Consider the following 23,113-nt stretch of genomic DNA (forward strand, 5'->3'; position numbering starts at 1 on the left):
GGTAAGGATATGCTGGAGCGGGTCGTCGAGGACACGGCGTTCGCGCTCGACCGGGCGCTGCAGGGCATGCGCCCCGAGCTGCGCGCCTACGAAGTCGGCGCCGTCACCCACGTCGGCAGCGGCATCGCGCGCGTCGAAGGTCTCCCCGGTCTCGGCTACGAAGAGCTGGTGGAGTTTCCGCAAGGTCTGCTCGGCATCGCCATCGATCTGGATGTCGGCGATGCGGGCGTCGTGCTGCTCGGACCCAGCGAACATCTCGCCGCGGGCGCGGAGACGAGGCGCACCGGGCGTGTCACGGATACTCCGGTCGGCGAGTCGCTGCTCGGGCGGGTGATCGATGCCACGGGGCGGGTGCTGGACAAAGGCAAGCCGCTGCGCATCGCGGAGCGGCGGCCGATCGAGCGCGACGCCCCCGGCGTCCTCGATCGCGCCCCGGTCGCCGTGCCGCTGCAGACCGGGCTGAAGGTGGTCGACGCGCTGATTCCCGTCGGCCGCGGGCAGCGGGAACTGATCGTCGGCGACCGACAGACCGGAAAAACGGCCATCGCGGTGGACGCGATCATCAACCAGCGCGGCAAGGACGTGATCTGCATCTATTGCGCGATCGGCCAGCGCGGCACCGCCGTTGCCCGCGTCATCGACAGTCTGCGCCGTTACGGCGCCATGGAGCACTCGATCGTGGTGGTCGCGAGCGGCGACGATCCGCCGGGGCTTAGGTGGATTACCCCCTACGCGGCGACGACCATGGCGGAGCACTTCACGTATCAGGGGCGCGACACGCTCGTCGTCTATGACGATCTGACGCGCCATGCCCGCGCCTACCGGGAGCTTTCTTTGCTGTTGCGCCGGCCGCCGGGGCGCGAGGCCTTTCCGGGCGACATATTTTATATTCATTCCCGAATGCTCGAGCGCGCGACGCATCTGCACGACGAACTCGGCGGCGGCTCGCTGACCGCCTTGCCCATCGTGGAAACGCAAGCGCAGGATATCTCGGCTTTCATACCGACCAACCTGATCTCGATCACGGACGGACAGATCTATCTCTCGCCCGCTCTGTTCCACAAGGGACTGATGCCCGCGATCGATATCGGAAAATCGGTCTCGCGGGTGGGCGGCAAAACGCAGTTTCCGGCGTACCGCGAGGTCGCCGGGGACCTTCGTCTGTCGTACACGCAGTTCGAGGAACTCGAGACGTTCGCCCGCTTCGCGACCCGGCTGGACGAAGAGACCCGAAACACCATCGAACGCGGCCGGCGGGTGCGCGAGGTGCTGAAGCAGCCTCAGCATCAGCCGCGGCGCGTCAGCGAACAGATCGCGGTGTTGAAGGCCGTGAACGAAGGGCTGTTCGATCGGCTCGACCTGGATCGAATCGCCGAGGCCGAGCGCGCCGTGCGGGAGGCGGTCGTCGAACGGCTGCTCGGGATCGCGGACAGCATCGATGCCGGCGAAGCGTTGCAAGACGATGCGTGGCGGCTGATGGTGGAAGTATCGACCGAAGCTGTCGAGACCCTGACAGGTAAACGCGACGATCGGGAGGCCGGCGGTGGAAACCATTGAACATCTGCAGCGTCGGATCTCCGGTCTGCGGGATCTCCACTCCATCGTCCGGACCATGAAGGCTCTCTCGGCCGTGAGTATCCGGCAATACGAGCGGGCGGTGGAGTCTCTACGCGGCTACTACCATACGATCGAGCTCGGTCTTCACGTGGTGCTGACCGATCTGCCGCTCGCGCGGATGCGGGACGAATCCCACCCGAACGGACGCGTCTCCGCGCTCGTGTTCGGCTCCGACCACGGACTCTGTGGCCGTTTCAACGAGGAGATCGCCGAATTTGCGGCCGAGCATCTGCGCTCCCCGCCCGACGGCGAGTTTCCCTTCCTGCTTGCGGTGGGGGCCCGCGTGGCCGCACGTCTGGAACCGCTGGGCTACGCCGTTCACGACCTTTTCGCCGTTCCGAGTTCGGCGGACGGAATCGCGAGCACGGTGCAGCGAACGCTTCTGAAGATCGATGAATGGCGACGTGAAAGGGACGCCCGCACGCTGCATCTATTTTTCAACCGTCAAGTGTCGGGGGCGAGCTACGAACCCACCGCCATACGCCTCCTGCCCATCGACATGCGCCGCTTCGCGGCGCTACGCGCCAAGGGCTGGCCCGGCCGCACCCTGCCGACCTACTCGATGGACCGGGGGCGTCTCCTGTCCGCCTTGCTTCGCCAATACATCTTCGTCTCCATCTTCCGCGCTTGCGCGGAGTCCCAGGCGAGCGAACACGCGAGCCGGCTTTCGGCAATGCGTTCCGCCGAAAGCAATCTGGACGAGTGGCTCGCGGAGGTCACGGAACGGTACCGGCGGGAGCGCCAGAGCGTGATCACGTCCGAGTTGCTCGATGTGGTCTCGGGATTCGAGGCGATCACGGCGCACAAGGATTGACGGGCTGTCGGGGCGGCACGGGAAAGCCGCCGCTGAAGCTTCGGAGCAGCCAGGCGATCACGTAGGCCAGGACCGCCGCGCCGCATGTCCATAAAAAGAGTTTCGACGCCTGCACGCAGCGCTGGCTTTCCGACTTAGAGCCTATCCCAGTAGGCTCTTAGGGAAATGCGGCGATGGGGGGAACCGGCGCATGTACGGTACGGTCGCACTAATAGACGACGGGCAGACGGCACCAGCAGCCGAATTCTCCATCGATTTACCGGAACGACAAGGTGCAATACATGGACGCCTGCCGGAATCTGGTCAACTGGGACTTCGTCGCGGGGCGCTGACGGGACAGTAATCCTTATCCTGTTTCAAAAACCTTAAGGAGTGAATCAATGGCGAACGTGGCCATCAACGGACTGGGACGCATAGGGCGAGCCACCCTCAAGATCGTTTTCGATGCGCCGGAACTCGATCTGGTGGCGGTCAACGACCTCGCGACCCCCGAGGACCTGGCCTATCTTCTGAAGTACGATTCGGTCTACGGTCGCTACGGCAGGAGCGTGGAAGCGACCGGGGACGGCCTCGTCGTCGACGGACGCACGTATCCGGTCCTCAATGAAAAGGACCCGGCTCGGCTGCCTTGGAAAAGCATGAACGTGGACCTCGTGTTCGAGTGCACGGGCGTTTTTGCCGACCGTGAAGGTTTCGACAAGCACCTGCGGGCGGGTGCGCGCAAGGCCATCCTGTCCGCGCCCAGCAAGTCCGACGGGATGCGCTTCGTCGTGCCCGGGGTCAATGCCCCGGAGGACGAGCGGATGATCTCGTGCGCGAGCTGCACGACCAACTGCATCGCGCCCCCGGCCGAGATCATGGGCCGGCGCATCGGTGTCCGCAAGGCCATCATGACCACCGTGCACGCCTATACCTCCTCGCAATCGATCGTGGACGCGCCGAGCAAACGCAAGGAGCGCGGCCGGGCTGGCGCGGCGAACCTGGTGCCCACGTCGACCGGCGCGGCCGAGTCGACGGCCAAGGTGCTCACCGACTACCAGGACCGGTTCGACGGCGTCGCGGTGCGCGCTCCGGTGGCCGTCGGCTCGCTCGCCGACATGACCTTTCTCACCGCGCGGGCCACCCGTCGCGACGAGGTCAACGGCATTTTCCGGGAGGAAGCGGGAAGCGAGCGATACCGGGGAATCCTGCGCGTCACGGAGGACCCGATCGTCTCCTCCGACATCATCAAGGACCCGTGTGCCTCCCTCGTCGACCTCCGGATGACGCGCGTCGTCGACGGCGACCTGGTCAAGGTGATGGCCTGGTACGACAACGAATGGGGCTATGCCGCACAGATGGTGCGCGCGGGCCTCTCGATGGTCGCCCGCTGAAGCGACAAATTTGAGGTAGGGAGCATGTCCACAACGACTTACGTCCGATGGCTGTCGGAACTTGGATCGCGGGATGTCGGCTAGGTCGGCGGGAAGAACGCCTCGCTGGGCGAAATGCTGCGGCAGCTCAAGCGGACCGGCATCCGGGTTCCCGCCGGCTTTGCCACGACCGCGCAGGCTTATTGGGATTTCGTTCAGGCAAATGACCTGCGCGGGCAGATCTCCGCCGCGCTCGAAGCGCTTCAACGCGGGCGGGTCTCCCTCGCCGAGGCGGGACAAAGAATCCGAAATGCCTTTTACCGGGCCGAGTTTCCCTCCGAAATCGCCGACACGATCGCTCAGGCCTACCGGGACCTGGCCGAGCAGACCGGACGGAAGGATCCGGACGTCGCGGTCCGCAGCAGCGCCACGGCCGAGGACCTCCCCGAGGCCAGCTTCGCCGGCCAGCAGGAGACGTTCCTCAATATCCGCGGCGAGCGGGCGCTGCTCGACGCTTGCCGGCGCTGCTTCGCTTCGCTCTTCACCGACCGCGCCATTATCTATCGCGAAAACCACGGCTTCGATCACTTGCGCGTGGCGCTCTCCATCGGCGTGCAGCGCATGGTGCGCTCGGATCGGGCGGGCGCGGGCATCATGTTCTCGATCGACACGGAGACCGGCTTTCCCGATGTCGTCCTGATCGACGCGAACTGGGGGTTGGGCGAGACCGTGGTGCAAGGCACGGTCGATCCCGATGCCTACGCGGTGTTCAAGCCGTTGCTGAAGCAGGAAGCCTATCGCCCCATCATCGACAAGACGATCGGGCGTAAAGCCGAGAAGGTCATCTACGCCGAGGCAGGCGAGACGCGAACGGTCGATTGCGCGCCCGAGGAACGATCGCACTACGTCCTCGCCGACGACGAGATCCTCGCCCTCGCGCGCTGGGCGGCCGAGATCGAGAATCACTACGGCCGCCCCATGGATATGGAATGGGCCAAGGACGGCGACACCAACGAGCTGTTCATCGTGCAGGCCCGGCCGGAGACCGTGCAGTCGCGCAAGGAGGCCGGCTCGCTCAAGAGCTACACGCTCCGGCGCAAGGGGCGACGGCTGATCGAGGGTCTGAGCATCGGGGATGCGATCGCCGCCGGAAAGGTCTGCAAGCTCAAGAGCGCGGACGAAATCGACCGGTTCGAGCCCGACGGGATCCTGGTGACCCCGATGACGGACCCGGACTGGGTGCCCATCATGAAAAAGGCGGCCGCCATCGTGACGGATCACGGCGGGCGCACCTCTCACGCCGCCATCGTGAGCCGCGAGCTCGGCGTGCCCGCCGTGGTCGGGACGGGGCGGGCCACCGAGGTACTCGCGGATGGGAGCGAGGTGACGGTCTCCTGCGCCGAGGGCGATACGGGCTTCGTTTACGAAGGGATCGCCGACTACGACGTCAAGGATGTGCAGATCGAGGAAATTCCCGAGACCGCCACGAAGGTCATGTTCAACCTGGCCAATCCGGCGCGGCGTTGCGCTGGTGGCGGCTGCCCGCCGATGGCGTCGGTCTGGCGCGCATGGAGTTCATCATCGGCAATATCATTCGCATCCATCCGATGGCCTTGGTGCGCTGGCCGAAACTGGAGGACGCGAAGGCGCGCGACCGCATCGAAGAGCTGACACGCGGCTGGCCCGGCAAGCCCGACTACTTCGTCGACACCTTGGCTCAAGGCATCGCCCGCGTCGCCGCCTCCCAATACCCGAAGCCCGTGATCGTGCGGACCAGCGATTTCAAGACTAACGAATATGCGCGGCTCATCGGCGGACGGGAGTTCGAGCCCTAGGAACAGAACCCGATGCTCGGCTGGCGCGGGGCGAGCCGCTACTACGACGAGGGCTACCGCGAAGGCTTCGAGCTCGAGTGCCGGGCGATCCGCAGGGCACGCGGCGAAATCGGCATGAACAACGTCATCGTTATGATCCCGTTCTGCCGTACGCCCGAGGAAGCCGACCGGGTGCTCGAGATCATGGCCCACAACGGCCTGAAGCGCGGCGAGGACGGCTTTCAGGTTTACGTCATGTGCGAGATCCCGTCGAACGTCGTGCTGGCGCATCGCTTCTGCGAGCGCTTCGACGGCTTTTCCATCGGCAGCAACGACCTCACGCAGCTCGTCCTCGGCGTCGATCGCGATTCGGACCGGCTGGCGCCCCTTTTCGACGAACGCGACGAAGCGGTCCAGGGCCTGATACGGCAGGTCATCGAGACCGCCCACGCGCACGGCTGCAAGATCGGTCTGTGCGGACAGGCCCCGAGCGATCATCCGGAGTTCGCCCGGTTTCTCGTCGACGCTCAGATCGACTCGATTTCGGTCGATCCCACCAGCTTCTTTGCCGTGAAGCAACAGGTCGCCGCCAGGGAGGCGGAACGGACGCCTTGATCCGATGAGCGGGAGGGAGCCATGAAGATCGCGTTTTTCGAGATCGAGGCGTGGGAACGGGAGACGTTCGAGCCCTTGTCGCGGAACCACGAAGTGCGCTTTATCCCCGAGCCGTTGACCGAAGACAACATTTCGGCCCATCGGGATGTGGAGATAGTGTCCCCCTTCATTTATTCCGATCTCGGCGGGGAGGTCCTCGGACAGCTCGAGGCTCTCAGCTGATCGCCACGCGCTCGACCGGGTTTCACCACATCGCCATGGATTACTGCCGGGAGCACGACGTCGCGGTCGCCAACGTGCCAAGCTACGGAAAGAACACGGTGGATGACCTTCTCGGCTTTACGCCCGATCGTCTTGTCGATGATGGGGCGATAGGCTTCCTGCTTCAGCAACGGCTTGAACACCGCGTAGGCATCGGGATCGACCGTGCCTTGCACCACGGTCTCGCCCAACCCCCAGTTCGCGTCGATCCGGACGGCGCGCGGGAACTTCAGCCAGGAGGGGCTGCGCGGATTCGATCTCCGGGGCAAGACCCTCGGCGTCATCGGCACCGGCGATATCGGTCGCCATGCGGCCACGATCGCGCGGGGTTTCGGCATGGAGGTGCTTGCCTACGACGTGAAGCCCGATCCGGCGCTGGCCAGAGAACTCGGGTTTCGCTATGTCGATATGAACGCGCTGCTCGGCGCCGCCGATGTCGTCACGCTGCACGTTCCGGGCGGTCCCGCCACCCGGCATCTGCTTTCCACCGAACAGTTCGACGCGATGAAACCGGGCGTCATCCTGATCAACACGGCGCGCGGCAACGTCGTCGATATCGAGGCGCTGCTCCACGCGCTGGCCGAAGGCAAAGTGGCGGCCGCGGGCCTGGACGTTCTGCCGGAGGAGCCGGTGATCCGAGAGGAAGCCGAGCTGCTCCGGTCGTATTTCGCGCGGGAGCACAAGCTCAACACGCTCCTCGCGAATCACGTGCTGCTGCGCATGCGCAAGGTCGTCATCACCCCGCACAGCGCCTTCAACACCCGCGAAGCGGTGCAGCGGATCCTCGATACCACCAAGCAGAATATCGACGCCTATCTCGAGGGGAAACCGATCAACCTGGTCGCCTGATTGCGGGATCGAACCATGGAACCCATCGTCACGCTAACCATGAACCCGGCCGTGGATCTGTCGCTCGAAGTGGACGAGCTGACGTCCGGGATCAAGCTCCGCAGTTCTTTCGCGCGCCACGAACCCGGCGGAGGCGGCATCAACGTAGCGCGGGGCATCCGTATCCTCGGCGGCTCGGTGCGCGCGCTGTTCACGGCCGGCGGTCCGATCGGCGAGATGCTGACCGGCCTGGTCGATGAGGAAGGCGTTCCATACGGGACGATTCCGATCGCGAACACGACTCGGGAAGACGTTTCCGTGCGGGTCAAACGACCGGGCGCGCTTTACCACTTCGTGGCGCCGGGTCCCGAGCTGAGCGCGGAGGAAGTGGAACGCTGCCTGCAAGCCGTCAGGAGTCTCGATCCCCCGCCACGGCACCTGGTTGCGAGCGGAAGCCTGCCGCCCGGCGCCGGCGACGATTTCTACGCCCGGCTCGCTCGTCTCGTCCGCGAACGCGGCATCCGCCTCATTTTGGACACCACCGGTCCGTCGTTGCGGGCCGCGCTGCGCGAGGGTGTTTACCTGATAAAACCCAATGCGCGCGAATTTGCCGATCTCGCCGGCCGTTCTCCCGAAACGGAAGACGAGTGCCGCGCCATGGCGCGCACCTTTGTCGAGCAGGGCGGAGCGGAGGTGCTCGTCCTGACCCTGGGCGCGGACGGTGCGCTGCTCACGACCCGTGACGAGCAGATCCACGCCCGACCGCCGCGCGTTGAGGGGGTGAGCCCGGTCGGCGCCGGGGACAGTTTTCTGGCGCTGCTAACGCTGAAGCTCGCCAACGACCGTCCTCCAAAGGAAGCCCTGTATTATGGCGTCGCCGCGGCGGCCGCCGCCGTACTGACGCCGGGCACCGAGCTTTATCGCCGGGGCGATATCGAACGGATCTACCGGCGGATGTCACAGCATCCGGCTTGACCGACGGGGCGCACCGCCGATGCGCCGGCCCGAAATACCAGGAAGGCATTTACGGGCCTGATTAATAAGGGACGAAGCGACATGGACTCCACCGAACTCATTCCTCGTTTGACGCGGAAAGGCGAAAGCAAGATCGTTTTTCTCATCGCCGATGGCCTCGGGGGTATTCCGGGCAACAGAACCGGGACCGAACTCGAAACGGCGGCTACCCCGCACCTGGACCGGCTTGCCCGCGACGGGGTGACCGGCCTGCTGGCGCCGGTCGGCCCCGGAATCACCTGCGGAAGCGGTCCGGGGCATTTGGCCCTGTTCGGCTACGACCCGCTGGAGACCCGAATCGGGCGCGGGGTTTTGACGGCCCTCGGCGTGAATTTCGATCTCGGAACCGACGATATCGCCGCACGCGGAAATTTTTGCACGGTCGATGAGCATGGCGTGGTGCGCGACCGGCGGGCCGGGAGAATTTCGTCGGAACGCGGCGCCGAGCTGAGCCGCAAGCTCCGGAACATCGAGATCGAGGGCGTCGAGCTGTTCGTCGAACCGGTAAAGGAACACCGGTTTCTCCTGGTATTGAGGGGCGCGGGACTCGATCCGGCGCTATCGGACACCGACCCGCACGAGATCGGCATGCCGCCGCAGCCTCCCCGCGGGCGGGATGAATCATCGAGGCGAACCGCCCGACTGATCGCGGCGTTCGTCGAGGGCGCGCGAAAGGCGCTCGCGAACGAGCGCCCGGCTAATATGGTGCTGCTTCGCGGTTTCGACCGCTTGCCCCGACTGCCGTCCATGGGGGAGCGTTACGGTTTGAATGCCTGCGCCTTGGCCGGCTACCCCATGTACCAGGGGATTGCGCGCCTGCTCGGCATGCGGGTGGTGGAGTGCGGTCCCGACCTCGACAGCGAAGTGGAGACGCTGCAGTCGGCGTGGAAGGAGCACGACTTTTTCTTCGTCCATTACAAAGCGACCGACAGCGCGGGCGAAGACGGAGATTTCGACGCCAAGGTACGGGCCATAGAGGAACTGGACCGCCATTTGCCTCCGATCCTGGCGCTTAAGCCCGATGTACTGGTGGTCACCGGCGACCACAGCACCCCAAGCCAGCTCAAGGGCCACAGTTGGCACCCGGTTCCGGTCGTGCTCACGGCGGCTAGTTGCCGTCGGGATGTCGTCGCGAGTTTCGGCGAGACGGCCTGCGCCCACGGCGGGTTGGGCCAGTTGCCGATGAAATACCTCATGTCGCTCGCACTGGCCCATGCCGGCCGCTTGAGCAAGTTCGGGGCCTGACCCGGGCGATACGCTCTTTGCCGACCGGCAGAACAGTGTCGGAGAAGAATGCCGGCGCGTTTTTCACCGCGGTGTAGCGGCATGGGAAACCATCCCGCACATAGCATAAATGCAGGCCGAAAGAGCCGTAGGTCGGCAATCCTTTGCCGACGAAGCCCTCTCGCCGACCCCGTGTGTCGGCAACGGATTGCCGACCTACACTATTTCCCGATGCTTACCGTTAAACCGCGGCGGTGAAAAACGCTGGCGGCCGGTGACGGAGTCATTATTTCGGCCGGGGCGGCGTTTTAGAAACCGGTCGTTCATTTTCTTCTTTGTTGTAGGAGAGCTTCTCGTACGCTTTCAGCAGGGTTTCGCTGAATACCCGGAAAGCCTCCACTTTTTCGCTCGTTTTATTTTCGCCCAAGGGTTTCTCCTCCGCTTCTTTGCCGAAGCTGGCGGTATAGGCTTCGAGCAAGGTCTTGCTCAGCAGATAAAATGCTAGCAATCGTTCTTCGCGTTCCGCCGGGACCCGTTTCCTTGCGGGAAGCGCTTTTTTCGGCGCCCACTCGGTCCGCTTGCCGTAAATCCAGTCGAGACTTTTCTCCAGCGCCGCGCCGAGCAGGAGGAAGGCCGCGAAGGCGGCGCCGATCCACTGCCAGTCTACGGGAGCGAGAGGCGTCACCTGGAAAAGCGCGCTCGCCGGCGTGTAGAGGACCATCGCCTGCAGGACCAGGCTCGATATCACGGCGGCGACCAGCCACGGATTCGACAGCATCGTCAGCTCGTAGCGGGTCCGAATGATCTGGATTCGGACCATCTCGGCGACGACGATGAAGGTGAAGAGCTGGCTCTGCGCCCGCATCAGCTCGCCCGCATTCGGCAGACCGTGGAAAAACAGCGGCAGCCCGGTCGCGGCCATGATCAGGCCGAAACCGAGAATCGAGGCGACGATGCGGCGATCGATCACCGGTTCGCCCGACCCGCGCGGCGGCCGCTTCATGATGCCTCCCATCTTGGGGTCGGCGCCCAAGGCCAACGCAGGAAGCCCGTCGGTCACCAGGTTGACCCACAGCAGCATCACCGGCGTGAGAATCAAGGCCTCGCTCTGGCCCCCGAAAATCTGCGGAAACAGCGCCGTGCCCGCCAATACGCCAAGAAGACGACCAGGATTTCGCCGGCATTCGCCGACAGCAGAAAATTGACGAACTTGCGGATGTTGTCGAAGATGCCCCGGCCTTCTGCGATGGCATTGCGCAGGGTCACGAAATTGTCGTCCTGCAGCACCATGTCCGAAGCCTCCTTGGCCACGTCGGTTCCGCGCTGGCCCATGGCGACCCCGACATCGGCATGGCGCAGGGCGGGGGCGTCGTTCACGCCGTCCCCGGTCATCGCCACCCGACGACCGTTCTCTTGAAGCGCCTTCAAGAGCATGACTTTGTGGTGGGGCGAAACGCGGGCGAAGATTTCGGCTTTCTCCACGATTTTTCGCAGATCCTGCTCGGAGACGCGCTCGAGTTCCGTTCCGGTCATGGCGCCTTCCGGACTGAATCCGATCTGCGTCCCGATGGCCTTGGCCGTCGCCGGGTTGTCGCCGGTGACCATGATGACCCGGATGCCCGCGTTTCGGCAGTCCTGGACCGCCTCCTTCACCTCGGCGCGGGGCGGATCGATCATGGCCTGCAGCCCCAGAAATACCATCCCGCTCTCGATCTCGTCCTCGTTCCGCTCCGCAACCGGCATTTCCTTTCGGGCGCAGGCCAAAACGCGAAAGGCGCTGTCGGCGAACTTCTTATTCATGTTCAAAATGGCTTGCCGGGATTCCTCGTCCAGGGGCTTGGCCTCCCCGTCCTCCCATAGCGAGTTGCATCGATCCAGTACCACCTCGGGAGCGCCCTTCATATACGCCATCGGCGGCTTCTCCCTGGCGATCACGGTCATCCGCTTGCGATCCGACGAAAAGGGGATTTCGCGCAGGCGTTCCGCTTCGGGTTCGATGCCCGCCTTGGCGGCCGCGACCAGGAGAGCGATTTCCGTGGGATCGCCGGAATAGTCCGCCTTTCCGGATTCCTGCGCCTTTTCCGCATCGTTGGCGATGGCCCCGCACACGAGGAGCGGCTCCAGCGTTTCGGCGGGCACGGGTTTGCCGTCCAGGCGGAACTCGCCCTCCGGCTTAGTGCCTTCTCCCGTCACCTCGTAGACCCGGCAGGAGAAATACAGCCGCTTGACGGTCATCTGATTTTCGGTGAGCGTGCCCGTTTTGTCGGTCACGATCGCGTCCACGGAGCCCAGGCTCTCCACGACCGACAGCCGCCGGACCAGGGCGCTCTGCCTGATCATTCTTTGCGAACCCAGGGCGAGGGCGAGAGTCACCACGGCGGGCAAACCCTCGGGCACGGCGGCCACGGCCAGGGTGACGGCCACCAGGATGATGGTGAGGAGCCCGGTCTCGGTGAAAGAGTACTGAACCGCAGCCACCACCCCGATCAAACCCAGAATGCCGTATCCGATCTGCTTTCCCAGGCGATCGACCTCCTCCTGGAACGGCGTTCTGTGCCGCTCGGCGCTCGCGATCTCCGAGGCGATGGCGCCCACTTCCGTGTCCATGCCCGTGGCCACCACCACCGCCTTGGCCCGTCCTCTCACCGCATCGGTGTTCATGAACAGCATATTGCTGCGCTGGGCCAAAGGGGCGTCTTCGTCCACCGGGGCCACCTGTTTGGGGACCGTCGCGCTTTCCCCGGTCAGCGAGGCTTCGGTCGTTTCCAGGCTATGCGCCTCGAGCAAACGGGCGTCGGCCGGAATCCGGTTTCCCTGGCCGATCACGATCACATCGCCCGGAACGAGCTCGGCCGCCGGCAGCGTGACCTTTTTTCCGTCTCTGAGCACACGCGCTTCGGGCGTGGCAAGCTTCCGGAGCGATTGCATCGCTTTTTCGGCTCGATAGTCCTGAACGAAGCCGAACAGCCCATTGGCCAGCACGATGACCAAAATTAGCGTGGCCTCGGCATATTCCGGCTCCGACCCGGGGAGAAAACCCACGCCGACCGAGAGAATCGCCGCCGCGAACAAAAGGTAGATGAGAAAATCGTTGAACTGGGCCAGCAAGATCCTGAACGGAGATATTTCCCGTCCCTTGCGGATCTCGTTGGGGCCGTATTCTGCGAGGCGCCGCCGGGCCTCGTCGGCGGAAAGGCCTTCCGCCTTGGTCTTCAGCTTCTGAAGAATACGCTCTATGGATTGACTGTGCCAGTTCATTTTCGAGGTCCTTCTCTCATCTTCGACAGTTGAAAAAGTGCCGGGTGCGCGCCGATCTTCACGGAGCGGTTGGAGCGTCTTCCGGCGTAGGATAATCCCCCGGTCATAGGGCCAAAATTCCTTTCCGACACACCGGGGCGGCAATGGATTCCCGCCCCGCTTGGCAGGTCGGGAATCCTTTCCCGACGTAACCTGCGCCCGTTGCCGGCAAACCGAGATATGCCGTGGGCGCACCACCGAATGAGAACTTACGCGGTAGCGCCGGGTCTGCTCTAGTAAGCCTATCGCGGAAAAAATGGCCATGCGGCGCACGTGCGAGGACATCGTCATTGTAATCACCGGCGCGTCGAGCGGTATCGACCGGACCGCGGCGCTGGCGTGCGCCCGGGCGGGGCGGCGGTCGTGGCCGCCCGCCGTGAGGCGGCTGGAAACGATCACGGCAAAGGCTGCCGGTTGCCTGGATGGCGCTGGCCGGGGCGCTGGGGATGGGTATGGCTTACGGATTCGCCGGACTTGGAAGCCGGCCGCGATGAAAGCTCAGGGATTCCGGACCCGTGCGGCCGATATTGAGCACTCCTCCGTATTCGCCTCGGCTTTCGCCAATTCGCTGGCCAACGTTGAAACGGTCATGCCTTCGGCAGGCGAACGACCGGACTCCCGCCTGATTTTTCTCCCTCAGATCCAATAGGAGCAAAGCCATGCTGTTTCGAACGGCTGTCGATATCGAGAGCGCCCTGAGGGGAGTTCTCGAAATCAAGGGCAACGAGGTCGATGTGGTCGATGCCGGCAAGCTGCGGGAAACGTGTATCGACCGCCTGGTCTACAACGCGGTCTTCCATGAAAACGAAGAATTCAGATATTTCCTGCAATGGCTGATTCGGGAGGCCGCCGCCAAGCAGGTCATTTATCCGACCTCGTTCCAGGGGCTGCAGGAGGCGGCGGTCCTAGGAGCGATTCCGGCGTTCACCATCCCGGTGCTGAGTCTGCACGCGCTGAGCTACGATGCGGCGAGGGCCTGCTTTCGCGCGGCTCGCGACACGGGCGCGGGCGCCTTCAGCTTCGGATACAACGACGAAATCGTGGGTTACGGCTACCAGCCGCCGGTCGAATATGCCACCTGTATCCTAGGGGCGGCCCTTAGGGAAGGCTATCAGCGCGCCGTGTTTCTCCAGTGCGACCACATCCGGGTCGGTCGTGCCAGTTATCGGGTCAGCCGGGACGACGAGATCGACAGGCTGAAAGAGCGCATCGAGGAGGCCGTCACGGCCGGAATTTTCAATATCGATATCGATACGTCCAGCCTCGCGGACTTCTCCCTCCCTAGCGTCGCGGAACAGCAGCAGCCAAGCAGCCAGGAATGCGCCGGGCTGGTCGCGTTCATCCGGGAGATCGAGCCTGAGGAGCTGTCCGTCGATATCGGCGCGGAAATCAGGGCGATGCGCGACGGAAATCTGACCGCGGACGAGTTTCGCGCCTTCATGGAAGGCTTTTACGATCAGCTCAGCATTCCCGGCGGAAAGAAGGACCTTTCCAAGCTCATCGTTCTGCTGGGCGGAGCGAAGGACGAGGCGGACGTTGATCTCGAACTGCTTCGGGATATCGGCGAGATCGCCCGCCGGGAATATGGCCTCGGTCTCGCCGTGCGCAGCGGGGTAATGCCGATTCCCGAAACGCTGTTCCCGCGGTTTCCGGAGAACAACATCAGCGAGCTTCACCTCGCGGCGCCGTTCGAGGACCTGATCTTCGATCACGAGGCATTCGCCCCGGAGTTGAAAAACACCGTCTACCGTTGGATCGATTGCGAATGGCCGGGACAACGGCAGCCCGGCATGAACGACGAAGACTTCTATCGTGCCACCCGCAAGCGGGCGCTGCTGCCCTTCAAACAGGCTTTGTGGGATATGCCGGGGGAGCTGCGCGATCGAATCATGGCTGATGTGCAGGGCCAGGCGGTCTCTTATTTCGACACTCTGAAGGCGCGCAATACGACCGGCCTCGTCCGGGACACCGTCGATATCGAAAGAGTGGGATTGCCGACACCGGTTTCCGGTTATACCCGCACGGCGGAGACCACATTTAAGACTCTACTGGACCGAATGGGCGGTACCAGGCCGATTACGGTCGGGCCTCTATAGCGCGAACGCAGGATCGGTTGGCCGAAGGCGATGGACGCTACTGTCTTCTGTCGAGTGATCGATTCGAATCGGCCGCCGATAATATGCCGTCTTATCGCAAAACGATCGTAGGGTGGGTTAGGGGCGCGCACTGTCACGAACCATGCTGCGACCGTGGAAACACCATAGGAACTTTGCCGGTTCCGTTGATGCGTGCCCGGCCGCCCTATGTCGGATGCACCGAACGAGACCCGGGCGATCCCCCGGAACCGAGACAGTTTACCCCCGGTCCTATTTTCTTTACGGACTGGTTTTACGACCGTTCGCTCGGGATAACGAACCGGTCTCAAACCCGAGAGAAGCCTTCCAGCGAAAGGGACAGGCGGAGACGAAGGTAAGCAACATCTACATGGCAAGGAAAACAGGAGACACATCATGAACGCGATTCAGGAAATGCTCAAAGCGCATCCGCACCCGGCCGTAATGGGACGTGGCGTGGACATGGGATTATTGTCTCAAACGGCAAGCGAACTGTTCGATTGCGCGCAAGCGTGTACCGCGTGTGCCGACGCCTGCGTCGGAGAAGATCAGGTGCAAAATCTCAAGCGATGTATTCGGATGTGCATGGATTGCGCGGACATCTGCGTGGCGACGGGCCGGCTCGTTTCGCGCGAGACCGAATCGGATATGAGGATGATGCGCAGCCAGTTGCAAGCCTGCGCGGCGGCCTGCGGAATATGCGCAGAAGAGTGCGAGCGGCATGCCTCTCGCCATGAACATTGCCGCATTTGCGGTGAATCGTGCCGCCGTTGCGAGCAAGCCTGCAACAAGCTGGCGGGTGCGATCACGATGTAACCCGCATGGGTTACGTCAAGAAGCGAGCGGTTCGGCGCCGGCAATAGGCCGGACCGCTGGTGAGACACTTGAGTAGGGGTGCGCTTCGCTCTCGGAAAGCCGGAGCGCACTTTCCATCAATGTCTTCCGGTATAAAAATGAACACGCATAGTCCAGAACCGGAATCCGCGACCGACTAACCCCGCCCACCGCTTGGCGGCCGGAACGATCCCACGGAGCGCCGCCATGACACACCTTACCCATTCCGAGCCGCAAACCGCTCCCGCCAGGAATGCGCCCGGCCATCGCCACGAGGGCCATCATGCGGAAGACCACGACCACACGGCGATGGTGGCGGACTTTCGCCGCCGCTTTTGGTTTTCGCTGATTCTGACCGTCCCCATCCTGGCGCTCTCGCCCATGATCCAGGAATGGCTGGGTCTCGAAGAGAGGCTGGCCTTCCCGGGATCGGCGTATGTTCTCTTCGGCCTGTCGACGGCCGTCTATCTCTATGGCGGCTGGCCGTTTATCCGCGGATTGTTCGACGAACTCCGGCCGCTTCAGCCGGGCATGATGACGCTGATCTCGCTGGCCATCAGCGTGGCCTATTTCTATTCGAGCGCGGTGGTGTTCGGTCTTCCGGGCCAGGTGTTCTTCTGGGAACTGGCGAGCCTGATCGACGTGATGCTGCTCGGCCACTGGATCGAGATGAGATCGGTCATGGGCGCCTCGGGCGCCCTGGACGCCCTGGTGCGGCTGATGCCCACGGAAGCGCACCGGCTGCGGGAAAACGGCGAAGCCGAGGAGATTCCTGTCACCGAACTGCATCCCGGCGACCGGGTGCTGGTCAAGCCGGGCGAAAAAATCCCGACCGACGGCGTCATCGTCGAGGGCCGCTCAAGTCTTAACGAGTCCATGTTGACCGGGGAGTCGAAGCCGGTGACCAGACGCGCAGGGGATGAGGCCATCGGCGGGGCGGTCAACGGGGAAGGCGCGCTGGTGCTGGAAATCCGCAAGACCGGCGCGGAAACCTATCTTGCGCAGGTCGTCGAAATGGTGCGGCAGGCGCAAGCCTCCCGTTCGCGGGCGCAGGATTTGGCGAACCGCGCCGCCCAATGGCTGACCTATATTGCCCTCTCGGTCGGAACATTGACCCTGATCATCTGGCTTCTGTTGGGCGAACCCTTCGCATTCGCGCTGGAGCGCAGCGTGACCGTAATGGTCATCACCTGTCCGCACGCCCTGGGGCTCGCCGTGCCGCTGGTGGTGGCGGTGAGCACCTCGCTGGCCGCCCTGAGCGGTCTTCTCATCCGGAACCGGGCCGCTTTCGAGCGCGCCCGGAACCTGCAAGCGATCGTGTTCGACAAGACCGGCACCCTAACCGAAGGCCGCTTCGGAGTATCCGACGTTCTGCCGCTGGCGGGTATCGACGAGGCGGAGCTGCTGCGGCTGGCTGCCTCGCTGGAGCAGCAATCGGAACACCCGATCGCCCTGGGCATCGTCCGGGCGGCCGAGGAGCGCGGCATCCGCCTGGCCAAGGCGGAGGAATTCCGGAACCTGACCGGCCGCGGCGCCGAGGCCCGGATCGAAGGACGGCTGATCAGGGTCGTAAGTCCGGGGTTTGTCGAGGAGCAGGGATTCGGCGTTCGCGACGAGCGATTGAGCGAACTGGCGGGGCAGGGCAAGACGGTGGTCTACGTGACGGACGGCGACCGGGTTCTCGGGGCCATCGCGCTGGCCGACGTGGTCCGTCCGGAATCCTTCGATGCGATCGCACGGCTCAAGGCCATGAACATCCGCTGCCTCATGCTCACCGGAGACAGCCGGGCGGTTGCGGCGCACGTGGCCGGACAGCTCGGGCTCGACGATTACTTCGCCGAGGTCCTGCCCCACGAGAAGGCGGCGAAAATCCGCGAGGTAAAGTCGGAGGGCGTGACCGTCGCCATGGTGGGCGACGGGGTCAACGACGCGCCGGCCCTGGTCGAGGCCGATCTCGGTATCGCCATCGGCGCGGGCACCGACGTGGCCATCGAATCCGCCGACATCGTTCTGGTGCACAGCAACCCGCTCGACGTGGCCGCGACGCTCGGCCTGTCCCGCGCCACTTACGGCAAGATGGTCCAGAATCTTCTATGGGCCACCGGCTACAACGCCGTGGCCATTCCCCTCGCGGCCGGCGTCGCCGCGCCGTTCGGCTGGGTGCTGTCGCCGGCCGTGGGGGCGGCGCTCATGTCCCTCAGCACCATCATCGTCGCCATCAACGCCAAGCTCCTGGAGCGCTACCGCGGCGAGTGATCATGGGTGCCAGAACGGACCAGCCCACGTAGCCCGGATGAAGCTTTGCGGAATCCGGGATGATCGGTACTCCGATTTCCCCGGATTTCACTGGGTTGTATCCGGGCTACTGGCTTTTGAGGGCGTTCACGGCGATCCGAACGTTTCTACGCTGATCCACAGCAGCGCAAGGAAGGGCCGGAGCGAGCCGACGGAAGTTCGTCTCACGGCACTATGATCGGCTCGTCGTCCAGCGAGAGCAGAAAGGCGATGAGGTCGTCCTGGTCCTGCAGGCTGTAGCCGCCTGCTCGATCCACCCAGACGTGGTGGCCGCTGCCGTCCACATTGGCTTTTTGAAGGCGCGGGTCGGCGCGATTGGCGGCGATGACGGAGGCACGCAAATCCCGGTCGAGAAACGCCCGCAGGCTGTTGCCAGGGTCCGGCAGCATGCCTCGAAAGAGAATGCTCGTACCGAGCTGGTTCTGCTTAGCGACGACCCTGCGTTCGCCCTCGCGGCGAAAGGCTTCGGGGCCGGCGGCCACGCCGCCGTCGTGCAGGTAAGGGGCGCTGACCCGGAGGCCGAGGAGCGAGGGGACTTTGTAGCCGCCGGCGGGGTTATCCCGAGCATAGGCCAGTCGTCGATCTTCCGCTGCCGTGATGTCGGTCGGTACGGGTAGCACGTTGGGACCGGGCGGCAGCGGTACCGGCACGTTGGCCGGATAGGTCTCGGGCGGTACGAAGGTCCACCAGAAAGCTGCCAGCGCTTTGGCGCGCGACGGGTGCGTGCCGATGTCCGGCTGGGCGATGACCCGATTGCTCGTGAAATACCGACCCGCATGGCAGTTGCCGCAGCCGGCTTTCGAGAAAATCTGCGCTCCGCGGCGTATCGCCACAGAATCGTCGGACTGGCTGGGCGGAGGCGACAAGGTGTTCTGCCAGGCCGACATGCCGTTGAGTTGCGCCGCCACGGGCAGGCCCGGCGTGTTGGGCATCAACCCGTCCAGAATGAAGATCGAGCCTTTCGGATAGCCTGGCATGGAAACGGCCTGGTTCATTCCCGGCGTTCCTGGCGTGGGGTCTACGCGCTTGAAAAAGAGCGAGGGCCGTTCGCCTTCGGACAGGCGGAAATCCTCGTTCGCCGAGCGCTGCAGGATGATGCCCAGATAGGTTTCCTTGTCGATGCCCAGCAGGTCCTCGCTGGAATCCGCGCCGGTAGTCATGTCCGAGTTGGTGCCGTGGACATTGGCGTTCAATGTGGTCAGTCCATGGAACCAGCCGGTCGAGGCGAAACCGCTCCAACCGTAGGGCCAGGCACCAAAGGTGTACGACGTCGGAATCTGAGTCGGATTGTTCTGGAGATCGCCGGTGGAATCGAAATTACCCGGTGGCCAGGCCAGTAGGGCGGCGTCCACGGCGTCCTCGACTGCTATCGGGTCGGGCAGGCGAGCCTCCCGGCCGTCGGCTTTGAGATAAATATGATCGCCGGCCGGAAAACGAGTCGGATTGATGCCGGTCTGGCGGAAGAAAGCGGCGGAATTGGTGGCGAACGCCAACAACAGCCCTGCATTCACATCGGCATTCGGCGCGCCTTCGATGATGGCGCCGGTGTCCGGATCGACCGCGGCGTGACACGCGGCGCAGGTCATGCCGACGCGGAGCCTTCCCTGTTGCAGAAAAACCCGCATGCCGAGCGGGACGAGTGCGCCCGGCGGGACGTCCAGGCCGGTATTGACCCATGTTCCCCGTCTGAAAGTCCGCCCGCCGATCGTGACGTCGCGATCCAGCCGAACTTGGAGGTTAGTGGTCGGTTTTCCGCCCAGCGCCGTCACGGCCTTGGTCAGTTTCGATATGTTGATCGGTCCGTCGATGACCCCCACGACGTCCGTCAGGAAGACTTCATTGCCGTAGGTCTCCTCGTAAAAAGCCCGCCGCCCGAGGTCCAGCAAATCTTGAGTAATCTTCACGGCGCCGTTTTCCGGGGCCAGGTAGCGTCTTCCATCGCTGGTCGGCGCCAGTTCATCGGCCTCGGCTTTGGAGACGGTTCGGCCCAGCACATCGTAGTCGCCGATTTCCTGCGGAGTGCCTTTGGTCTTCGGGGTCAGTGTGCGGCCGATCCAGGGGGCTTCCGGAATCGCTAGGTCCGCGAAAAAGAAAAAATAAAGCAAGCCCTCACTGATCACTACGGCGGAAAGCAGCGTAACGAGCCAAATCCCTGGACGTACTCGCATTGTAGCCATCCTCGGCAACGCTTGGGTTATCCAAATTTAGACCGAACCCGCCCGCATCCATTCCCTTTGGCGGCATTCTCCGTGAATTTACTTAGCTTCGCCATGAACAAACAGTGCCTGTCGATTCGGGAGTTTTCCTAAGGCGTCGGGGTCGATATGGTGAGTGAATGATACTCTGAGGCACTTATGCATGGACCATGGCGCGACCGACGATATCCCGAGCCGTCCGGACCCGCGGCTGAATCTGGAGCCTTGGCTTTTCGAACCGTTCGATCGATTTCGCCGCGGTCTCGGCATCTGGTTCGATCTGAACGGCTTAGGCCCGGAGGAGACGCCATTTCGGATAGTGATGTCCGAGCCGGGCCTAACCCTCAGAAGCTATAGCCCCGAGTCGGCCGCCGGCCCGGTGCTGCTGATCGTCCCGGCACCCATCAAGCGCGCTTATATCTGGGACTTGGTACCCTGGGCCAGCGTGGTCCGGAGCGCACTGGAGCACGGGTTGTCGGTTTATCTCGCGTACTGGGAGCCTCCCGGCGGTATCGGTCTAAGTTTCGGTTTGAGGGAGTACGCGGACCGGTTGATCCTCGATTGTGTCGCGGCCATCGAAAAGGATAGGGGAAGCGGACCGGTTTTCCTGGCGGGACACTCGCTGGGCGGCACCTTGGCCACCTTTTTTGCCGCCCTCCATCCGGATTTTGTCAAGGGTTTGATTCTTGTGGGCTCACCCTTGCATTTCGGACCGGAAGTCGGGGTGATCGACCGCTGGATCGCCACGGCTCCGGCTGCGCGATACCTGACCTCGGTCCTTGCTCCCGTGGCCGGATCGCTGCTCAGCGGCTGGTCGTTCCTCGCCGATCCGCTGAGCTTCGGCTGGCGGCGCGGTTGGGACGGAATCCGAAGCCTCGGTGACCCGCGCGCTCGGCGCACTTATCTCGCCGTCGAACGCTGGGCGTGCGATGAAATGCCCATGGCGCCATGTCTGTTCGAGGAAATCGTCGAATGGCTGTACCGCGAGGATAGGTTTATGCGGGGAGAACTCTCGATCGGAGGCCATAAGCTCGCTCCGGCATCAGTGAGGGCTCCGGTCGTAAGCGTGGTGGATCCCAAGTGCCGCATCGTTCCTCCCGAAGCGGTGTTGCCGTTCCTTCGGGCGGTGGGAACCACGGACGTCACGCTCATCCGTTACGGCGGGGATGTCGGGGTCTCGCTCCAGCACCTCGGAATGCTGGTCGGACAGGAGGCCCACCGGACGGTATGGCCGGAAATCATGCGCTGGCTACAGTCCCGTGCAGATTGAGCCGGATTCGGCGTGAACCGAAAGTCATTGTTTCGGTAAGAGGCGGGGGCCGCCCGCGATTTTCGCCCAAGCCTTTTCCGCAAGGAATAAATCTTTACGAACAGTTACATACGAAGTCGGGCGTATTTCGGAAAGCGTGGAAGTCGGATTAAATGGAACCCACTTCCACACACACGGAGTGTATGGAAGTCCGAAACAGGATAGTTTCGGTCAGGATCGAGGGATGCTGCGAAGGGACCATGGAACTCGCCGGGAAGGGCATCCCAATAGTCGAAGGACAAAAGGCTATGACTGGATCGCCAAGTAAGGCTACTGCGGTCACGGGACGATGGCCGCAACGGACAAGGAAGTCCGAGTCCAGTTCCCTTTCTCTTGCCGATCGTCATCGGTCGTCACCGACCTTCCCGTCGCTCAGCCGCTTGTATCGGGTTCCGGGGCAATGCCCTGGGCGATGAGCAATTCCCGAACGGCGAGCGTGACGGGATAGACTTCCTGATTCCGATCGCCGCCCCATTCATCATAAGCCCGCTGTTCGGCCTCCACCGCCATGCGGTCTTCGGCGAACACCGCTTCCGCGAAATGCCGGAGGAGCGGCCATAGCGCGTATACCATTCCGGGAATGCGGGGCTTTCGGATCATCAAAATGCCGAAACTCTGATTGGTTTTTTCGGCCCCGTCTTTCGGCACGTAAACGCACCATAGACGAACGCTCGGAAATTCCGAATCGCGTCCCGAGATCGTCAGCGTTTGATAGGGATACTCGGTGCGGATGGTCATCACGTCGTAATGTTTTTCAGCGCGGCTGCCTCCGGCCGAGAGAAGATCGGAACCGAGATGCCGGCGTCCGCCCAGGTGATGAAAATGATATTTCGCTTCGACCCACCCGTCTCCCTCGGCCGTGCCGAGCAGTTCCGGTCTCACCCTGCCCATCAGCCGGCGATGCAGGAATTGATGGTTCATGTCCATGAGGTTCTCGTGCATGAACGAATAATGACAGTTGACCTGGCGCGAGAAGTACATGGGCTTGTAGTCGGGCGAATCGCTCAGGGATAGGTCCGGCAAAGGAATCCGTTCAGCGCGCTCCGGGTTTCCGGGAAAGACGAAGAGCGATCCGTAGGCCTCGCGGCAGGGATAGCTGCGGACGCCGGTCGGCGGCGAGGTGGCCGGTCCCGCGTAAGGAATCGCCGCGATTCGGCCGTGCCGGTCATATCGCCAGGCATGGTATCCGCATTGAAGACGCTCGCCGCAGACCGTCCCCAGGCTCAACGGAAACTGGCGATGAGCGCAGCGGTCTTCCAGCGCGAACACCTTTCCGGTTTCGGCGCGGGCAATGGCTATAGGCTGGCCGGCAAATGTGCCCGCCAGTACCTTGCCTTTTCCGAGCTGGTGCGATCGGGCGAGCGGGTACCAGAAATCGGGATTGATTCGTACCTTGCGTAAATCCGCTGCGGTTCCGGGCTTTCCTGGCTGGTTCATCGTCCACCTGATGTCTTATCCGAACAAATACGCGCGCATGACGCGGAGCATCTCAGGCTCTTCGAAAGGGACAATTCTAAGACTATCCGGATG

General features: G+C 63.3%; 18 protein-coding genes and 1 pseudogene. 14 read left to right on the forward strand and 5 right to left on the reverse strand.

All coding sequences use genetic code 11. The features are described 5' to 3' along the window. The first annotated feature begins 9 nt into the window (after positions 1-9). From sS8_RS03515 to sS8_RS03535, 6 genes and pseudogenes are all read left to right on the forward strand, one after another. Complete coding sequence (locus tag sS8_RS03515) at positions 10-1,557, forward strand: alternate F1F0 ATPase, F1 subunit alpha (RefSeq protein ID WP_119628441.1); 1,548 nt, start codon at positions 10-12, stop codon at positions 1,555-1,557. Then, entirely contained in the window at positions 1,544-2,431 is an 888-nt protein-coding gene (locus tag sS8_RS03520; protein ID WP_119628442.1) for a F0F1 ATP synthase subunit gamma, read from the forward strand. The genes sS8_RS03515 and sS8_RS03520 overlap by 14 nt, the downstream gene beginning before the upstream one ends. A 380-nt stretch (positions 2,432-2,811) precedes the next feature. Then, positions 2,812-3,804, forward strand: coding sequence for a type I glyceraldehyde-3-phosphate dehydrogenase (locus sS8_RS03525; RefSeq protein WP_119628443.1), 993 nt, complete (start codon positions 2,812-2,814; stop codon positions 3,802-3,804). Between the two features lie 114 nt (positions 3,805-3,918). Continuing rightward, positions 3,919-5,454 (forward strand): phosphoenolpyruvate synthase, encoded by a 1,536-nt coding sequence (gene ppsA, locus sS8_RS29795; RefSeq protein WP_408631163.1) that lies wholly within the window; start codon positions 3,919-3,921, stop codon positions 5,452-5,454. After that, positions 5,352-6,212: pseudogene (locus sS8_RS29800) on the forward strand (putative PEP-binding protein). The gene ppsA and the pseudogene sS8_RS29800 overlap by 103 nt, the downstream one beginning before the upstream one ends. A gap of 21 nt (positions 6,213-6,233) precedes the next feature. Beyond that, entirely contained in the window at positions 6,234-6,434 is a 201-nt protein-coding gene (locus sS8_RS03535; protein WP_119628444.1) for a hypothetical protein, read from the forward strand. On the opposite strand, the gene sS8_RS29805 is transcribed toward sS8_RS03535, so the two are convergent. After that, positions 6,383-6,757: a PEP/pyruvate-binding domain-containing protein gene (locus tag sS8_RS29805; protein ID WP_119628445.1), complete on the reverse strand. Its 375-nt coding sequence runs from the start codon at positions 6,755-6,757 to the stop codon at positions 6,383-6,385. The genes sS8_RS03535 and sS8_RS29805 overlap by 52 nt on opposite strands. Between sS8_RS29805 and sS8_RS03545 the strand changes: the two genes are divergently transcribed. The 3 genes from sS8_RS03545 (at position 6,639) to sS8_RS03555 (ending at position 9,560) form a co-directional block, all read left to right on the forward strand. After that, positions 6,639-7,322 (forward strand): NAD(P)-dependent oxidoreductase, encoded by a 684-nt coding sequence (locus tag sS8_RS03545; RefSeq protein WP_119628446.1) that lies wholly within the window; start codon positions 6,639-6,641, stop codon positions 7,320-7,322. The genes sS8_RS29805 and sS8_RS03545 overlap by 119 nt on opposite strands. Positions 7,323-7,337: 15 nt before the next feature. Next, complete coding sequence (locus sS8_RS03550; RefSeq protein ID WP_119632603.1) at positions 7,338-8,276, forward strand: 1-phosphofructokinase family hexose kinase; 939 nt, start codon at positions 7,338-7,340, stop codon at positions 8,274-8,276. Positions 8,277-8,357: 81 nt separating this feature from the next. Next, positions 8,358-9,560: a 2,3-bisphosphoglycerate-independent phosphoglycerate mutase gene (locus sS8_RS03555; protein ID WP_119628447.1), complete on the forward strand. Its 1,203-nt coding sequence runs from the start codon at positions 8,358-8,360 to the stop codon at positions 9,558-9,560. A gap of 265 nt (positions 9,561-9,825) precedes the next feature. Here sS8_RS03555 and sS8_RS28575 read toward each other — a convergent pair whose 3' ends face one another. After that, positions 9,826-10,638, reverse strand: coding sequence for a cation transporting ATPase C-terminal domain-containing protein (locus sS8_RS28575; protein WP_197716676.1), 813 nt, complete (start codon positions 10,636-10,638; stop codon positions 9,826-9,828). After that, complete coding sequence (locus sS8_RS03560) at positions 10,635-12,797, reverse strand: cation-translocating P-type ATPase (protein ID WP_197716677.1); 2,163 nt, start codon at positions 12,795-12,797, stop codon at positions 10,635-10,637. The genes sS8_RS28575 and sS8_RS03560 overlap by 4 nt, the downstream gene beginning before the upstream one ends. Positions 12,798-13,098: 301 nt before the next feature. Here sS8_RS03560 and sS8_RS03565 point away from each other — a divergent pair, with 301 nt between their 5' ends. The 4 genes from sS8_RS03565 to sS8_RS03580 all read left to right on the forward strand — a co-directional run bounded on the left by sS8_RS03565 (position 13,099) and on the right by sS8_RS03580 (position 18,040). Beyond that, on the forward strand, positions 13,099-13,485 hold the full coding sequence (locus tag sS8_RS03565) for a hypothetical protein (protein WP_145986398.1): 387 nt from the start codon (positions 13,099-13,101) through the stop codon (positions 13,483-13,485). 10 nt (positions 13,486-13,495) lie between these two features. Then, complete coding sequence (locus sS8_RS03570; protein WP_119628449.1) at positions 13,496-14,932, forward strand: hypothetical protein; 1,437 nt, start codon at positions 13,496-13,498, stop codon at positions 14,930-14,932. 414 nt (positions 14,933-15,346) lie between these two features. Further along, positions 15,347-15,766, forward strand: coding sequence for a four-helix bundle copper-binding protein (locus sS8_RS03575; protein WP_119628450.1), 420 nt, complete (start codon positions 15,347-15,349; stop codon positions 15,764-15,766). A 225-nt stretch (positions 15,767-15,991) separates the two neighbouring features. Further along, a complete protein-coding gene (locus sS8_RS03580) occupies positions 15,992-18,040 on the forward strand; it encodes a copper-translocating P-type ATPase (protein WP_119632604.1) in 2,049 nt (682 codons plus the stop codon). A gap of 203 nt (positions 18,041-18,243) precedes the next feature. Here sS8_RS03580 and sS8_RS03585 read toward each other — a convergent pair whose 3' ends face one another. Further along, positions 18,244-20,247 (reverse strand): hypothetical protein, encoded by a 2,004-nt coding sequence (locus sS8_RS03585; protein WP_119628451.1) that lies wholly within the window; start codon positions 20,245-20,247, stop codon positions 18,244-18,246. A 190-nt stretch (positions 20,248-20,437) separates the two neighbouring features. Between sS8_RS03585 and sS8_RS03590 the strand changes: the two genes are divergently transcribed. Then, positions 20,438-21,544: an alpha/beta fold hydrolase gene (locus sS8_RS03590; protein ID WP_119628452.1), complete on the forward strand. Its 1,107-nt coding sequence runs from the start codon at positions 20,438-20,440 to the stop codon at positions 21,542-21,544. Positions 21,545-21,955: 411 nt separating this feature from the next. Here sS8_RS03590 and sS8_RS03595 read toward each other — a convergent pair whose 3' ends face one another. Beyond that, positions 21,956-23,020, reverse strand: a complete 1,065-nt coding sequence (locus sS8_RS03595; RefSeq protein ID WP_119628453.1) for an aromatic ring-hydroxylating oxygenase subunit alpha — start codon at positions 23,018-23,020, stop codon at positions 21,956-21,958. Positions 23,021-23,113: the final 93 nt, after the last annotated feature.

The sequence above is a fragment of the Methylocaldum marinum genome (assembly GCF_003584645.1).
Classification (GTDB): domain Bacteria; phylum Pseudomonadota; class Gammaproteobacteria; order Methylococcales; family Methylococcaceae; genus Methylocaldum; species Methylocaldum marinum.

What these genes read in the sequence shown, in the direction of transcription:
- sS8_RS03570 (WP_119628449.1), top strand. Translation starts at nt 13,496, where the DNA reads ATGCTGTTTCGAACGGCTGTCGATATCGAGAGCGCCCTGAGGGGAGTT.
- sS8_RS03580 (WP_119632604.1), top strand. Translation starts at nt 15,992, where the DNA reads ATGACACACCTTACCCATTCCGAGCCGCAAACCGCTCCCGCCAGGAAT.
- sS8_RS03515 (WP_119628441.1), top strand. Translation starts at nt 10, where the DNA reads ATGCTGGAGCGGGTCGTCGAGGACACGGCGTTCGCGCTCGACCGGGCG.
- sS8_RS03555 (WP_119628447.1), top strand. Translation starts at nt 8,358, where the DNA reads ATGGACTCCACCGAACTCATTCCTCGTTTGACGCGGAAAGGCGAAAGC.
- sS8_RS03535 (WP_119628444.1), top strand. Translation starts at nt 6,234, where the DNA reads ATGAAGATCGCGTTTTTCGAGATCGAGGCGTGGGAACGGGAGACGTTC.
- ppsA (WP_408631163.1), top strand. Translation starts at nt 3,919, where the DNA reads ATGCTGCGGCAGCTCAAGCGGACCGGCATCCGGGTTCCCGCCGGCTTT.
- sS8_RS03595 (WP_119628453.1), bottom strand. Translation starts at nt 23,020, where the DNA reads ATGAACCAGCCAGGAAAGCCCGGAACCGCAGCGGATTTACGCAAGGTA.
- sS8_RS03565 (WP_145986398.1), top strand. Translation starts at nt 13,099, where the DNA reads ATGCGGCGCACGTGCGAGGACATCGTCATTGTAATCACCGGCGCGTCG.
- sS8_RS03550 (WP_119632603.1), top strand. Translation starts at nt 7,338, where the DNA reads ATGGAACCCATCGTCACGCTAACCATGAACCCGGCCGTGGATCTGTCG.
- sS8_RS03590 (WP_119628452.1), top strand. Translation starts at nt 20,438, where the DNA reads ATGGACCATGGCGCGACCGACGATATCCCGAGCCGTCCGGACCCGCGG.
- sS8_RS03525 (WP_119628443.1), top strand. Translation starts at nt 2,812, where the DNA reads ATGGCGAACGTGGCCATCAACGGACTGGGACGCATAGGGCGAGCCACC.
- sS8_RS03575 (WP_119628450.1), top strand. Translation starts at nt 15,347, where the DNA reads ATGAACGCGATTCAGGAAATGCTCAAAGCGCATCCGCACCCGGCCGTA.
- sS8_RS29805 (WP_119628445.1), bottom strand. Translation starts at nt 6,757, where the DNA reads ATGACGCCGAGGGTCTTGCCCCGGAGATCGAATCCGCGCAGCCCCTCC.
- sS8_RS03585 (WP_119628451.1), bottom strand. Translation starts at nt 20,247, where the DNA reads ATGCGAGTACGTCCAGGGATTTGGCTCGTTACGCTGCTTTCCGCCGTA.
- sS8_RS03560 (WP_197716677.1), bottom strand. Translation starts at nt 12,797, where the DNA reads ATGAACTGGCACAGTCAATCCATAGAGCGTATTCTTCAGAAGCTGAAG.